The organism is Parvibaculum sp., assembly GCF_039973015.1.
GTDB lineage: Bacteria > Pseudomonadota > Alphaproteobacteria > Parvibaculales > Parvibaculaceae > Parvibaculum.
In genome coordinates this window covers 287971-301127 of sequence record NZ_JBDWLT010000009.1, presented here as the reverse complement: position 1 = coordinate 301127, position 13157 = coordinate 287971, and the positions used below count along the sequence as shown (strand labels likewise).

The 13157-nt window shown below is 62.6% G+C and carries 12 protein-coding genes; 3 read left to right on the top strand and 9 right to left on the bottom strand.

Features of this window, described 5'->3' with window-relative positions; translation table 11 throughout:
* Positions 1-475: 475 nt before the first annotated feature.
* The 6 genes from prmC to ABJO61_RS11080 form a co-directional block, all read right to left on the bottom strand.
* Positions 476-1327: a peptide chain release factor N(5)-glutamine methyltransferase gene (gene prmC, locus ABJO61_RS11105; protein WP_348328539.1), complete on the bottom strand. Its 852-nt coding sequence runs from the start codon at positions 1325-1327 to the stop codon at positions 476-478.
* Positions 1324-2391, bottom strand: a complete 1068-nt coding sequence (gene prfA / locus ABJO61_RS11100) for a peptide chain release factor 1 (protein ID WP_348328536.1) — start codon at positions 2389-2391, stop codon at positions 1324-1326. Before prfA ends, prmC begins: the two co-directional genes overlap by 4 nt.
* A 76-nt stretch (positions 2392-2467) precedes the next feature.
* Positions 2468-3625, bottom strand: a complete 1158-nt coding sequence (gene ispG, locus ABJO61_RS11095; RefSeq protein ID WP_348328533.1) for a flavodoxin-dependent (E)-4-hydroxy-3-methylbut-2-enyl-diphosphate synthase — start codon at positions 3623-3625, stop codon at positions 2468-2470.
* A 146-nt stretch (positions 3626-3771) separates the two neighbouring features.
* Positions 3772-4896 (bottom strand): RodZ domain-containing protein, encoded by a 1125-nt coding sequence (locus ABJO61_RS11090; protein ID WP_348328530.1) that lies wholly within the window; start codon positions 4894-4896, stop codon positions 3772-3774.
* 288 nt (positions 4897-5184) lie between these two features.
* Positions 5185-7452: a phosphoenolpyruvate--protein phosphotransferase gene (gene ptsP, locus ABJO61_RS11085; RefSeq protein WP_348328527.1), complete on the bottom strand. Its 2268-nt coding sequence runs from the start codon at positions 7450-7452 to the stop codon at positions 5185-5187.
* A 59-nt stretch (positions 7453-7511) separates the two neighbouring features.
* Positions 7512-8771 (bottom strand): aspartate kinase, encoded by a 1260-nt coding sequence (locus tag ABJO61_RS11080; RefSeq protein WP_348328524.1) that lies wholly within the window; start codon positions 8769-8771, stop codon positions 7512-7514.
* A 221-nt stretch (positions 8772-8992) separates the two neighbouring features.
* On the opposite strand from ABJO61_RS11080, the gene ubiG reads away from it, so the two are divergent.
* The 3 genes from ubiG to ABJO61_RS11065 are packed head-to-tail and all read left to right on the top strand — an operon-like array spanning position 8993 to position 11585.
* Positions 8993-9784, top strand: coding sequence for a bifunctional 2-polyprenyl-6-hydroxyphenol methylase/3-demethylubiquinol 3-O-methyltransferase UbiG (gene ubiG / locus ABJO61_RS11075; RefSeq protein ID WP_348328522.1), 792 nt, complete (start codon positions 8993-8995; stop codon positions 9782-9784).
* Between the two features lie 29 nt (positions 9785-9813).
* Entirely contained in the window at positions 9814-10191 is a 378-nt protein-coding gene (locus ABJO61_RS11070) for a c-type cytochrome (protein ID WP_348328519.1), read from the top strand.
* On the top strand, positions 10191-11585 hold the full coding sequence (locus ABJO61_RS11065) for a D-arabinono-1,4-lactone oxidase (protein WP_348328516.1): 1395 nt from the start codon (positions 10191-10193) through the stop codon (positions 11583-11585). The genes ABJO61_RS11070 and ABJO61_RS11065 overlap by 1 nt, the downstream gene beginning before the upstream one ends.
* Here ABJO61_RS11065 and ABJO61_RS11060 read toward each other — a convergent pair.
* From ABJO61_RS11060 to grxC, 3 genes are read right to left on the bottom strand one after another with little or no spacing between them, the layout of a single operon-like run.
* Complete coding sequence (locus ABJO61_RS11060; protein WP_348328513.1) at positions 11582-12025, bottom strand: DUF1178 family protein; 444 nt, start codon at positions 12023-12025, stop codon at positions 11582-11584. The genes ABJO61_RS11065 and ABJO61_RS11060 overlap by 4 nt on opposite strands.
* Entirely contained in the window at positions 12022-12885 is an 864-nt protein-coding gene (locus ABJO61_RS11055) for a carbon-nitrogen hydrolase family protein (RefSeq protein WP_348328510.1), read from the bottom strand. Before ABJO61_RS11055 ends, ABJO61_RS11060 begins: the two co-directional genes overlap by 4 nt.
* 3 nt (positions 12886-12888) lie before the next feature.
* Entirely contained in the window at positions 12889-13146 is a 258-nt protein-coding gene (gene grxC / locus ABJO61_RS11050; RefSeq protein WP_348328507.1) for a glutaredoxin 3, read from the bottom strand.
* Between the last annotated feature and the right edge of the window lie 11 nt (positions 13147-13157).

The following is a 13157-nucleotide window of genomic DNA, read 5'->3' as shown; positions in this document are numbered from 1 at the left end:
TCAGGGTCTTGGTCTGGACATTGTCATGTCCGGCGTCATGTACCGGATATCGTCCCGCTTCCGATTTTCCGCGAGTGCATGGGGTTGTCTCCAGGCACTTCCTCGTGCGGGCGGTAAGCGTCGCCGCACCGGCATCGCGAAGAACGTCATACGTCTCGCGAGGCGGGCTTCCCCAGCACATATCTGACGTCCTTCAAAGGATGCGGTCAGGTCTGATGCTAAGAAGTTCTGGCCTGTATCGCGCTGCCCAGCCCCGGCGCGACGATACGTAAAAAGGCCTCAGTTAATGCGGGCCGCCTTCAGCGCCTTCAAAACCCTATCCGACCGGCAGTACCTGCCTCGGATTATCGCCCCTGTTTTTCGGAGGACGGGGTTCGAGGAGCGAGGCTTTACTGCCCGGCTCGTTTTCCCTGTCAGGAAAGTAGCGTCCCGAACCCGAGATTCCAACCGTTTTCTGCCCGGAAAAACCGGAAATTCAAGCGCGTGGCATGTACGCAACGAGGGCGCGCGGCACACCGCCAAGGTCCGAAACCACCCGTAACACACCAAATCCCGCCGCTTCGAAGATCTCCGTGACTTCCGCTTCCTGCCCCGCGCCAAGCTCAATCACCGCATGACCGCCATGCGTCAAATGGTCCGGCAGAAGGCGCGCAAGGGCACGATAGGCATCGAGCCCGTCCGCGCCGCCATCGAGCGCAAGCATCGGATCGTGCAAGCGCACTTCTTCATCAAGGCCCTCGATATCGCCATGACGGATATAGGGCGGATTTGAAATCACGAGATCGAAACGCCCTTCGACCGCCGCCGTCCATTCGCTCTCGATGAACGCTGCCCGCGCATCGAGACCGAGCGCGGCGGCATTCGACGCAGCGACGGCGAGCGCCCCTTCCGAAAGATCGGCGCCGATGCCAGATGCACCAGGGCATTCATGAAGCAGCGCAAGAAGGAGACAGCCCGTACCCGTACCGAGGTCGAGGAGACGTGGAGCCGGAACCTCCTTCAAAAGATCGAGCGCCGTCTCGATCAGCGTTTCGCTGTCGGGGCGCGGATCGAGCGTCTCCGCCGTGACGGTAAAGGTGAGGCCCCAGAACTCGCGCGAACCAAGTATGCGCGAAACAGGTTCGCGCGCGAGGCGGCGACGCTCCCATTCGCCGAGACGTTCCTCTTCGGCCTTGGTGAGCAACGTACCGGGCTCGCGAATCATTTCGATATCGCTCGCGCCTGTCACCGCCTGCACGAGAATGCGGGCGTCGAGATCGGGCGTCGCGAGCCCTGCCTGTTTCAGCCGATGGCCCAGAAGGCGCATGGCATGATCGCGGGTCGTCACGCCTCTTCTTCCATCGCCGCGAGGCGGGCCGCCTGATCCTCGGAGATGAGGGCGGCGATCAATTCGCCAAGCGCATCGCCTTCGAGAATTTCGGTGAGCTTGTGGAGCGTCAGATTGATGCGGTGATCGGTGACGCGGCTCTGGGGAAAGTTGTAGGTGCGGATACGCTCCGAACGGTCGCCTGAACCGACCTGCCCCTTGCGATTGGCGGCACGCTCCCTGTCCACGCGCTCGCGCTCGGCGTCGAAAAGTTTCGCACGCAGGATCTGCATCGCGCGGGCCTTGTTCTTGTGCTGCGACTTCTCGTCCTGCTGCGAGACGACGATGCCGCTTGGCAGATGTGTGATGCGGACCGCGCTTTCGGTCTTGTTGACATGCTGACCGCCCGCACCTGACGCCCGAAAGACATCGATACGGAGATCCTTGTCATCGATTTCGACATCGACTTCTTCGGGTTCGGGCAACACCGCGACCGTCGCCGCCGATGTATGGATGCGCCCGCCGCCTTCCGTTGCCGGCACACGCTGCACACGATGCACCCCGGATTCGAATTTGAGCTTGGCATAGACGCCCGCACCCGAAATCCCAGCGATGATTTCCTTATAGCCGCCGACTTCACCCTGCGAGGCCGCAATCAGCTCGACCTTCCAGCCCTGCCCCGCCGCATAGCGCTCATACATGCGGAAAAGATCGCCCGCGAAAAGCGCCGCCTCGTCGCCGCCCGTGCCTGCGCGCACTTCGAGGATGACGTTTCGCTCATCCGCCGCATCCTTGGGCAGCAGCATGATCTCGACGTCATGTTCGAGTTCCGGCAAAACCTCGTTCAGCCGCCCGATCTCCTCATGCGCCATCTCCGCCATGTCTTTCACGCGAAGAAGCTGTTCGGCATCGGCATATTCGCGCCGCGCGGCAATGAGCTTGCCGATCGCCTCGGCGACGGGGCTGAGCTCCGCATATTCCTTCGAGAGCAGCACGAAACGCTCGCGCGAAATATCGGCGTTCATTTCAGACTGAACGGCCTCGAAACGGGCAATGACGCTTTGCAGTTTTTCTTCGGGGATCATCTGGCTCGGGCTCTCGGAAAATAACGAAACGCTGACGGGCGGAATTTCGATCCGCCTGGAAAATCAGACAGCCTCGCTAATCTCCGGCAAGCGCACGCGGCTGCGCGGCTTGTTCGGCGGCCTGCTTTTCTTCGGCGCGCGCCTTCTCGATCTCGACGGCCTTCGCCTCGACGAGTTCGACGAGATGATCGACGATATTCTCGTTCTTGATCTTGTGGTCGCTGAGGCCCGCGAGATAGACCATGCCAGCGCCCGCGCCGCCGCCGGTGAAACCGATATCGGTCTGCTCGGCTTCGCCCGGCCCGTTGACCACGCAGCCAATGACCGAAAGCGTCATGGGCGTTGCGATATGCGCGAGGCGTTCTTCCAGCAGCTTCACCGTACCGATGACATCGAACCCCTGCCGCGCGCAAGACGGGCAGGAAATGATCGTGACGCCGCGATGACGCAGATTGAGCGATTTGAGAAGTTCGAAGCCGACCTTCACCTCTTCCACCGGATCGGCGGAAAGGGAAACGCGGATCGTGTCGCCGATACCGCCCCAGAGCAGCATGCCAAGACCGACGGACGACTTGATGGTCCCCGACATGAGGCCGCCCGCCTCGGTGACACCGATATGGAGCGGGCAGTCGATGGCGTCGGCAAGCTGCTGATAGGCAGCGACGGTGAGGAAGGCGTCGGAGGCCTTCACGCTGATCTTGAATTCGTGGAAATCGTGATCCTGAAGGATGCGCGCGTGATCGAGCGCGCTCTCCACCATCGCCTCCGGGCAGGGCTCGCCATATTTTTCAAGGAGGTCGCGTTCGAGCGAACCGGCATTGACGCCAATGCGCATGGAACAGCCATGATCCTTCGCCGCCTGCACAACCTCGCGCACACGCGCTTCCGAACCGATATTGCCGGGATTGATCCGCAGACAGGCGGCGCCCGCCTCCGCCGCCTCGATGGCGCGCTTGTAGTGAAAATGGATGTCCGCGACGATGGGGATCGTCGTTTCGCGCACGATCTCGTGCAGCGCGGCGGTCGATGCGGCATCCGGGCAGGACACGCGCACGATGTCACAGCCCGCCTCCTCGATGCGGCGGATCTGCTCGATGGTCGCCTTCGCATCCGAGGTGAGCGTGTTCGTCATCGTCTGGACGGAAATCGGCGCATCGCCCCCTACGGCCACTGACCCCACATGGATCTGCCGGCTCGGTCTGCGGATGATGTCGCGCCAGGGTCTGATGCTCATTGTCTTAAGCTGGTTGTCTCACGCCGGATTTCAAACACCGAACCGGCGGCCAATCCTGAAATGGCAAGCCGGATGCGGCCTCTTCCCGAGGCTGCATGATCGCGCTTTCTCATAGCAGAAATATGGCAGGGCCGCGAATACGGGGCCTATTCGACCGCGACGGGCGCCTCGGCCGCGGAAAGCCCGGCCTCCGCATCCATCGCCATGTCCGGTTTCGGCATGGCGGCCAGCAAATCCTGCACTTCAAGCGATTTGCCCGTCAGCACCAGCGTGGGCGGACCGGCAAGACCGAGCGAGGTGCCGTCCACCATGAGCTCGAAGGCACTGGCGTCGCGCGCGACGAGGATGACCCCCGGCTCGCGCGGTGCACGGTAGCTGTCGCCTGCGTTAAGGGTCTGTTCGATGAGCACCTTGCCCGTGCCGTCCTCGACGCGAATCCAGGCGCCATCGCGGCGGGCGCGCACGACGACGCGGCCATCGACATTCTCCGCTCCATAGGGCGTACCCTCGGGCAGCGGCGGCAGAATTTCGGGCGCAGCTTCCTCAAGAGCCGCGACTTCAATTTCTTCTGCCTCGGCGGCGGCTTCTTCGGCAACGCTGGCAAGGGGCGCGGGCTCGTAAACAGTCTGCGGCGTCAGCGCATTGCGCTCCGCCTCGGTGAGCGCGATGCCGGGGCCCCGCACCACCGGAACGGACCCGGCGCGCGGTTCGGACGCCGAAGCGCTGTCACCCCGTGCGGACACAGGCCCCGCAGCGACCGGCAACGCGGCTTCCGGCGCAGCGACGCGGGCCGCCATCATTTCATCGGTCGATTTGGTCAGCAGCCAGCCGCCATAGGCGCCCGCCGCAACAACAAGCGCGACGATCAGGGCCGTGCCCTTGGGCAGGCGGCGCTCCTCGGCCGTATCGGGAAAATGGGGATCGGCGGCATCCGCCTCGGCGCTGTCGAGCTCGGCCTTGTAGCGCTCGACGACGTGACGGCTGTCGAGGCCGAGATATTCCGCATAGGAACGAACGAAACCAATGGCATAGGCGCGCGCGGGAAGCGCATCGAAGCGGCTTTCCTCCAGCGCTTCGAGAAGGTCGCGGCGGATGCAAAGTGCTTGCGCGATGGTGCGAATATCCTCGCTGCGGCGCAAACGGGCCGCGCGCAGATCCGCACCGACCGACTCCGCCTCGACCGGCACCTCATTGGTGATGTCGCGAAGATGCAGCCGGCGTCGCGGTTCCGACCTGTCGTCTCCAGTCGGCAGCATGGTAACTTTGTTCATATCTCCGGGCTCTTCCCGAGCTGAGCCATCTCAATCCGCATAGCTGACGCTATTCGCCCCACGAATTGCCATGGACGTTTCAAAACGCGACAACCGCACCCCACGAACGGCTTTCGCAAGCGCCCAAACGTATTGAGAACTGAGAATAGACCAAAACTGTTGAGAAACTGCAACCGGAGTTTGGTCCAACTCCACCCACGCCCTCAGTTTTTTGGATTTCGGTAAGATTTCCATTCCCAAAACGGGGCTGTGGATAAGCAGCCGGACCTGCCCGCCGCCCGGCGAAGCTCAGACGACGATGCCGTTTTCCTCGGCATATCGGGAGAGGTGCTCGCGAACGCTGCGCTCGGGCAGGCCGTAGAGCCCTTCCATAAAGGCCTCCAGCTTCGCGGCATCGAGGGAGCGAACCATCATCTTGACCGGGCCTATGGCGGCAGGCGACATGGAAATCCGCCTCAACCCGAGGCCGACCAGCGCCATCGCCTCCAGCGGCTTGCCCGACATCTCGCCGCAGAGCGTGAGCGGCGTCTTGTGCTCGCGGCACTTCGAGACGATGTGGCGGAGGAAGCTCAGCACTGCCGGGCTCAGAAGATCGTAGCGCGTGGCGACGCGCGGATTGCCGCGATCGCTTGCGAAGAGGAACTGCATGAGGTCGTTCGACCCGATGGACACGAAATCGACCATCGGCAGGAGCGTATCGAGCTGCCAGGCGAGCGAAGGCACCTCGAGCATGGTGCCGACCTCAAGCAAGGCGGGCTTTTCCTTGCCGAACTTGTCGAGCCGCGCCATTTCCTTGTCGACCAGCGCGCGGGCCCGCTTGTATTCGGCGACTTCCGCGATCATCGGGAACATGATCCGCAGCGACTTGCCCGCCGCCGCCGTCAAAAGAGCGCGCACCTGATGGCGCAGCAGCGCCGGACGGTCGAGGCTGATACGGATGGCGCGCCAGCCCAGCGCGGGGTTCTCTTCCTTGATGGAGGCGAGGTTCATATAGGGCAGCATCTTGTCGCCGCCGATATCGAGCGTACGGAAGACGGCGTGCCGATCCCCCGCAGCATCGAGCACAGCACGATAGAGCTCGATCTGATCGCGCAGGCTCGGCAGCGTGGAGGCGATCATGAATTGCAGCTCGGTGCGGAAAAGGCCGATGCCCTCCGCGCCCGATTCTTCCAGATGCGGCAGATCGACCTGCAGCCCTGCATTCACATAGAGGTCGACCTTCTCGCCGTCGCGCGTGATCCCCGGCTCGTCCCGGATCTCCTTGTATTGTTCCTGCTTGCGGGCACGGAACCGCGCCTTCTCCGAATAGGAGGAAATAACTTCCTGCGAGGGACGGAGATAGACCTCACCCGTGTCGCCATCGACAATGATGGCGTCGCCCGGCTCCACATGCTCGATGATATCCTCGGCGCGGCCCACGGTGGCGATACCGAAAGCCCGCGCAACGATGGAGACATGCGCATTGGGCGCGCCTTCCTCCAGCACGAGGCCGCGCAGTCGCTCCTTGTCGTAATCGAGGAGTTCGGCGGGCCCCATGTTGCGCGCGATGATGATGGCATCGCTTGGCAGATTCGCCGAGAGCGAGGCGAGCGTAACGCCGGTGAGCTGACGCAGGAGCCGGTTCGCAAGATCGTCGAAATCATGCAGCCGGTCGCGGATATAAGGGTCCGCCGCGCGCTGCAATCGCGCTCTCGTGTCGTTCTGCACGCGCTCGACGGCAGCTTCCGCCGTGAGGCCGGTGTCCACCGCTTCGAGCATGCGCTGAAGCCAGCCGCGATCATTGGCGAACATGCGATAGGCCTGAAGCACCTCGCGGTGTTCGCCCGCATGGGAGAGGTCTTCCGTCTCCAGCATGTCGTCGATGGAGCCCCGGAGCGCATAAACCGCCTGTTCGAGCCGCTTCAGTTCAAGTTCGGTGTCCTCTGCAATGAGCTTCGTCACATGGACGCGCGGTTCGTGCAGCACGGCATGACCGAGCGCGATGCCCTCGGCAAAGGAAGACCCGACGATGTGGAAGGGGCGCTCATGCGAAAGATCGGGCTCGTTGGGCTCGGCCCCTATGAGATCCGCGGCCGCGACGACTTCGGCCAGCACCATAGCAACCGTCTGGAGCGCCTCGACTTCTTCTTCGGTGTAGTGCCGCTTGGTACGGTTCTGCACGACGAGAACGCCGACGACCTTGCCCGATCTCAGGATCGGCACACCCATCAGCGACTTGTAGATTTCTTCGCCCGTTTCAGGCCGGTAGGCAAAGCCTGGATGGGACTGCGCATCGGCGAGGTTCAATGGGCGTGCATGGGCCGCGATATCGCCGACAAGGCCCTCGCCGACGCGCAGGCGCGTGGCATGAACGGCGGATGGCTTCAGACCTTCGGTGGCAAAAAGTTCGAGTTCTCGCGCGCCATTGACGAGATAGGCCGAGCACACCTCCGCCACCATGTTGGAAGCGATCAGCACGACAATCTTGTCGAGGCGCTTCTGCGCGCTCTCCGGCTCCGCCATGACCTCGCGCAGCCGACGGAGCAGAATGCGCGGACCACCGACGGAGCCCGCCATCAGCTGACGTCCTGTTTGTTGCGGAGATGGGTGCGCTGGAGGTTCAAGAGCGCCCTCGCTTACTCGGCGTCCAGGCCATAGGCCGTGTGCAGCGCGCGCACGGCAAGCTCGGTATAGTCGGCAGCGATCAGCACACTGACCTTGATCTCGGATGTGGTGATCGCAAGGATGTTGATGCCCTTTTCAGCCAGCGTCTGGAACATGGTCTGGGCGACACCCGCATGGCTGCGCATGCCGATACCGATAACGGAAACCTTCACGACATTCGTGTCGGTCTTGACCTCGTTGCAGCCGATCTCGGCCTGCGCCTTGCGGATCACATCCTCGGCGCGGGTAAGCTCCGCCTGCGGCACGGTGAAGGTCATGTCCGTGCTTTTGCCATCATCCGACACGTTCTGGATGATCATGTCGACATTGATGGAGTTGTCCGCGAGCGGACCGAAGATGCGCGCGGCGACGCCGGGCTTGTCCTCGACCTTCACAAGCGTCACCTTCGCCTCGTCCTTGGAATAGGCGATGCCGCTCACGACCTGCTGTTCCACGATTTCATCCTCGTCGCAAACTAGAGTACCGGGGCCATTACCGCCCGCGCCATAGGCACTGTGCGGGGCGTCGGGCGCAGCGAAGCTCGAGCGGACCTGCAGGCGCACCCGATGAACCATGGCGAGTTCGACGGAACGGGTCTGGAGAACCTTGGCGCCGAGAGACGCCATTTCCAGCATCTCTTCGTAGCTGATCTTATCAAGCTTTCGGGCCTTCGCAACGATGCGGGGGTCCGTCGTATAGACGCCGTCGACATCGGTATAGATATCGCAAATATCCGCCTTGATCGCGGCGGCGACAGCGACCGCGCTGGTGTCGGAACCGCCGCGGCCGAGCGTTGTGATTCTGTTGTCCGGCCCGAGACCCTGGAACCCCGCGATCACGGCGACCTGACCCTGGCCGAGCCGGTTGACGAGTTCGCCGCCGTCAATGTCGAGAATGCGGGCCGCGCCATGCGCACCGTCGGTGCGGATCGGAATTTGCCAGCCAAGCCAGGAGCGCGCGGGAATGCCGATGCGCTGCAACTCGATGGAGAGGAGCGAGATCGTGATCTGCTCGCCGCTCGCAACGATAGTGTCGTATTCGCGCGCATCATGCAGCGGCGCGGTTTCACGCGCCCACTGAACGAGCTGGTTCGTGGTGCCCGCCATAGCGGAAACAACGACCGCGACCTCGTGACCCGCATCGACCTCGCGCTTCACATGTAGCGCAACATTGCGGATGCGCTCGATGTCAGCCACCGAGGTTCCGCCAAATTTCATGACCAGTCTGGCCATTGCTTCTTCCACTATCCTCATCGGCGGCCAGAAAAGGCCGTAAAATCCGGCGCGCTGGACCTTACAGGGCCAGACCTTTTATATGGCGCCCTATATCATGACCTCGTGAAAGGTGGACCCGCGCCGCCGCGCGCGGCCATACATACAGGCCCCCGGGCAGAGCCGCAACCGGCGGTTGTTACCGCCTAGAACCCTTGTTAACGCTGGGAAAAGCGCACATAATGGCCGGCATTAAGACGAATGAAGGACTGTCCGGGACGGCGGCGGCGGCTGGGATCGCCTCCAGCATCGACCCGGAGGAAGTCGCCCGCTTCTCGGCCATGGCCGCGGAATGGTGGGATCCGCAGGGCAAATTTCGCCCCCTCCACAAGTTCAACCCCGTCCGCCTCGCCTATATCCGCGAGCGCGCCATCGCCCATTTCGGGCTCGATGCGAAATCCGTGCGGCCCTTCGAGGGGCTGCGCTTCCTCGATATCGGCTGCGGCGGCGGATTGCTCTCAGAGCCCATGGCGCGCCTCGGCGCTTCAATGGTGAGCGCGGATGCTTCGGAGAAGAATATCGCGACGGCGAGCGTCCATGCCGCCGAACAGGGGCTCGATATCGACTATCGCTGCACCACGGCGGAAGCGCTGGCCGAAGCTGGCGAGACATTCGACGTCATCCTCAACATGGAAGTGATCGAGCATGTCGCCGACCCGATGCGCTTCCTCGCTGATTGCGCGACCATGCTGAAGCCGGGCGGGCTCATGTTCATCGCAACGCTGAACCGCACCTTCAAGGCCCATGCGCTCGCCATCGTCGGCGCGGAATATGTGCTCGGCTGGCTGCCGCGCGGGACCCATGACTGGAAGAAATTCATCACGACAAACGAAATGGAAGCGGGCATCGCTCAGGCCGGGCTCAGCCTCAAGGAGCTGACCGGCGTAAGCTATAATCCACTCGCCGACAAATGGTCGCTTGGCCGCGATACGGATGTGAACTACATGGCGCTGGCCGAAAGGCCTGCAAAATAAGAAGAAGGCAAGCCAGGAAGAGGGGGGAGATGAAGAACTGGATGGGGATTTGCGTGGGTGCGCTCACGCTGATGCTGCTCGCGGGGTGCGACGGAAAGCCGGATGCCATGCAACCTGTGGTGCTGAACCCGGAACGCACCGAACTCTACGCCGCAAGTTGCAAGACCTGCCACGAAGACCCGGTGACGGGCGCACCGCAGACACATGACACGACGGCATGGGAACCCCGTCTCGCCAAGGGCGAAGACAAGCTCCTCGACAATATCGTGAACGGCTTCAACGGCATGCCGCCGCTCGGCCAATGCATCGAATGCACCGCCGAGGATTTCCTCACGCTGACGCATTTCATGGCGGCCCCTTCCATCGCGAGCCTGCAAGAAGAAAACGAAGAAAAGGAATCGCAGTAATGCTGTCGCGCCGCCGCCTTCTGCAATATGCCGCATCCGCCTCCGCCCTTGCCGCAACCGGCGCGATACCCGCCGCGATCAGCGACGCCTTTGCCGCGGAGGAAGGCGCAAAGCGCGTCATCCCGTGGAAGAACTGGTCAGGCGCACAAAGCTGCACGCCCGCACTGCGCGTGGCCCCTTCGGGCGAAGCGGAACTGGCGGAAATCGTGAGCAAGGGCGCAACGCCCATCCGCGCCGTGGGCGCAGGGCACTCCTTCTCCGGGCTGGTGCCGACGGAAGGAACGCTACTCTCGCTCGACCGCATGAGCGGTCTGGTCAGTACAGACAAGGCAGGCGGCAAGGCAACCTTCAAGGCAGGCACGAGGCTCGGCGCGACGGGCTCACTCCTCGCCGAGAACGGCCTTGCCCTCGACAACATGCCCGACATCAACAAGCAGACCATTGCGGGCGCGATCTCGACCGCAACGCATGGCACCGGCTCCGGCATCGGCTCGCTCTCGACCTTTATCGACGGCATGCGGCTGATGACGGCCTCGGGCGAGGCAGTCGATATCGATGCGACGAAAAACCCGGAGCTTTTCCAGGCCGCGCGCGTGTCGCTCGGCGCGCTTGGCATCGTCACGGAAACGACGCTCAAAGCGCGCCCGCTTTACAAGCTGAAGAAGCGTACCTGGACGGCACCTGTCGAGGAAATGCTGGAGCAGGCGCCCGAACTCTGGTCGAAGCACCGGAATTTCGAGTTCTACTACATTCCCTATTCGGGCATGACCATCGGCATCATCAACGACCTGACGGACGAGCCCGAAACGCCAGAGCCCGTGAACGAGGACGATGACGGGTTGCGCCAGTTGCAGCAATTGCAGGACTGGCTCGGCTGGTCGCCCGCCACCCGGCGCTGGGTGATCCAGAAGATCCTTGGCGGCATGGAACCGGAGACCCGCGTCGACTATTCGCACAAGACGCTGTCGACGGAGCGCAATGTGCGCTTCAATGAGATGGAATATCACCTGCCGCGCGAAGCCGGGACCGAGGCACTGCGCGAAGTGATCGAAACCATCGAGATGAACGATGTGGAAGTCTTCTTTCCGATCGAGTTCCGCACCGTCGCGCCGGACGACATCTGGCTGAGCCCCTTCTACAAGCGCGAGAGCTGCTCGATTGCCGTTCACCGCTATCACGAAGAGGACTACACGCCCTATTTCAGCCTGATCGAGCCGATCTTCCGCAAACATGAGGGACGCCCGCACTGGGGCAAGCTCAACACACTGAAGGCGGCAGACTTCGCGAGCCTTTACCCGAAGTGGCAGGATTTTCTGGAGGTGCGCGAAGGTCTCGACCCGGAGGGACGGTTCCTCAATCCCTATCTGAGGGATGTGTTCGGCGTGGAAGCCTAGTTCGCGCTGCGGCGGGGCGTGACCGGAAGCGGCGCGACCTCGACGCCCTCCTCGATCAGTTCGACCGCCTCTTCGGGCGTCGCCTCACCGTAAATATCGCGATGCTCCGTCTCGCCATAGTGAATGCGGCGCGCTTCCTCCGCGAAGGCGTCACCCACATAGTCGCAATTTTCTTCGACGTGCTTCTTGAGGGCGAGCATCATCTTGCTCATCTTCTGCGCAAGTTCCGCGGGCGTCGATGCAGCTACTTCGCTCGCCGTGCTCTTCTTTCCGATGCTTTTTCCGATTCTGGGAGCCATCAGCGCCTTGCGCACCTTCGGGCTGCCGCAATGCGGGCACAGTACATCGCCCGCCGCAACCTGCGCCTCGAATCCGTCGGAAGACGGAAACCACCCGTCAAACTCATGGTCCTTCTGGCAGAGAAGCGCGTAGCGGATCATGACACGCGCCTCGTCTTTTCGCCTTCCGGGAGAACGAAGCCACGGTCATGCCCGAGACTTGGCACCTTGCGCCGCGCGGATGCAATGCGTCCGGTGTCGATTTCCGCAAGGATGACGCCCGGCTCGTCATGCGCGGCCTCGGCAATCACCTCGCCCCAGGGTGCGATGACGAGGCTATGCCCATAGGTCTCACGGCCGCATTCATGTTTGCCGCCCTGCGCGGGGGCAAAAACAAAACATCCTGTCTCGATGGCGCGCGCCTTCAGCAGCGTGTGCCAATGCGCCTCGCCGGTCTGTTTCGTGAAGGCCGCCGGTACGCTGAGAAAGTCCGCGCCCGCTTGCGCCAGCGTACGATAGAGATGGGGAAAGCGGACATCGTAGCAGACGGTGAGCCCGATGCGGCCCCAGGGAAGCTTCGCGATGATCGCTTCGCGGCCCGGCTCGTAATTCTTGCTCTCCCGGTAGCTCTCGCCGCCTTCAAGATCGACATCGAACATGTGGATCTTGTCGTAGCGCGCGGCAACCTCGCCCTCCGGTGAAATCAGGAAGGAGCGGTTCGCAACCTTGGTGGCGGAGAGCTTGATCGGCAACGAGCCCGCAAGAAGCCATATGTCCTTTTCCACCGCAAGCGCACGGAAGGCGGCCAGCGCCTCGTCGTCCTTTTCCTCGCGCACGCTGGCGAATAGATCGCCCGTCTTCGTGACAAGGAGAGAGGTCATCTCCGGCGTCATCACAAGCGCAGCGCCTTTCTCTGCCGCCTCCGAAATGAGCGCTGCCGCCGCGGCGACATTTTCCGCAACGTCGCAGGAACTGCGCATCTGCACGCAGGCGGCCAGAAAGGATTGCGGGGCTTCGCTCATGGCTCAGGCAGCAAGAAGGGAATCGAGCTTGCCAGCCCGCTCGAGCGCATAAAGATCGTCGCAGCCGCCCACATGGGTCTCGCCGACGAAAATCTGCGGCACCGTGTAGCCGCCATCGGCGCGACGGGTCATTTCCTGCCGCTTGTCGGCATCCATGCCGACATCGATCTCGGTAAAGGAAACGCCCTTCTTCTCCAGCAGGCTTTTTGCCCGGTGGCAGTAGGGGCAAAGCATGGTCGTGTAGATTGTTACATCCGCCATGGGCGGTACTC

Bases quoted from the DNA above. Each gene is read 5' to 3' on its own strand.
- prfA (WP_348328536.1), bottom strand. From the start codon at position 2,391: ATGATCCCCGAAGAAAAACTGCAAAGCGTCATTGCCCGTTTCGAGGCC.
- ispG (WP_348328533.1), bottom strand. From the start codon at position 3,625: ATGAGCATCAGACCCTGGCGCGACATCATCCGCAGACCGAGCCGGCAG.
- ABJO61_RS11090 (WP_348328530.1), bottom strand. From the start codon at position 4,896: ATGAACAAAGTTACCATGCTGCCGACTGGAGACGACAGGTCGGAACCG.
- ptsP (WP_348328527.1), bottom strand. From the start codon at position 7,452: ATGGCGGGCTCCGTCGGTGGTCCGCGCATTCTGCTCCGTCGGCTGCGC.
- ABJO61_RS11080 (WP_348328524.1), bottom strand. From the start codon at position 8,771: ATGGCCAGACTGGTCATGAAATTTGGCGGAACCTCGGTGGCTGACATC.
- ubiG (WP_348328522.1), top strand. From the start codon at position 8,993: ATGGCCGGCATTAAGACGAATGAAGGACTGTCCGGGACGGCGGCGGCG.
- ABJO61_RS11070 (WP_348328519.1), top strand. From the start codon at position 9,814: ATGAAGAACTGGATGGGGATTTGCGTGGGTGCGCTCACGCTGATGCTG.
- ABJO61_RS11065 (WP_348328516.1), top strand. From the start codon at position 10,191: ATGCTGTCGCGCCGCCGCCTTCTGCAATATGCCGCATCCGCCTCCGCC.
- ABJO61_RS11060 (WP_348328513.1), bottom strand. From the start codon at position 12,025: ATGATCCGCTACGCGCTTCTCTGCCAGAAGGACCATGAGTTTGACGGG.
- ABJO61_RS11055 (WP_348328510.1), bottom strand. From the start codon at position 12,885: ATGAGCGAAGCCCCGCAATCCTTTCTGGCCGCCTGCGTGCAGATGCGC.
- grxC (WP_348328507.1), bottom strand. From the start codon at position 13,146: ATGGCGGATGTAACAATCTACACGACCATGCTTTGCCCCTACTGCCAC.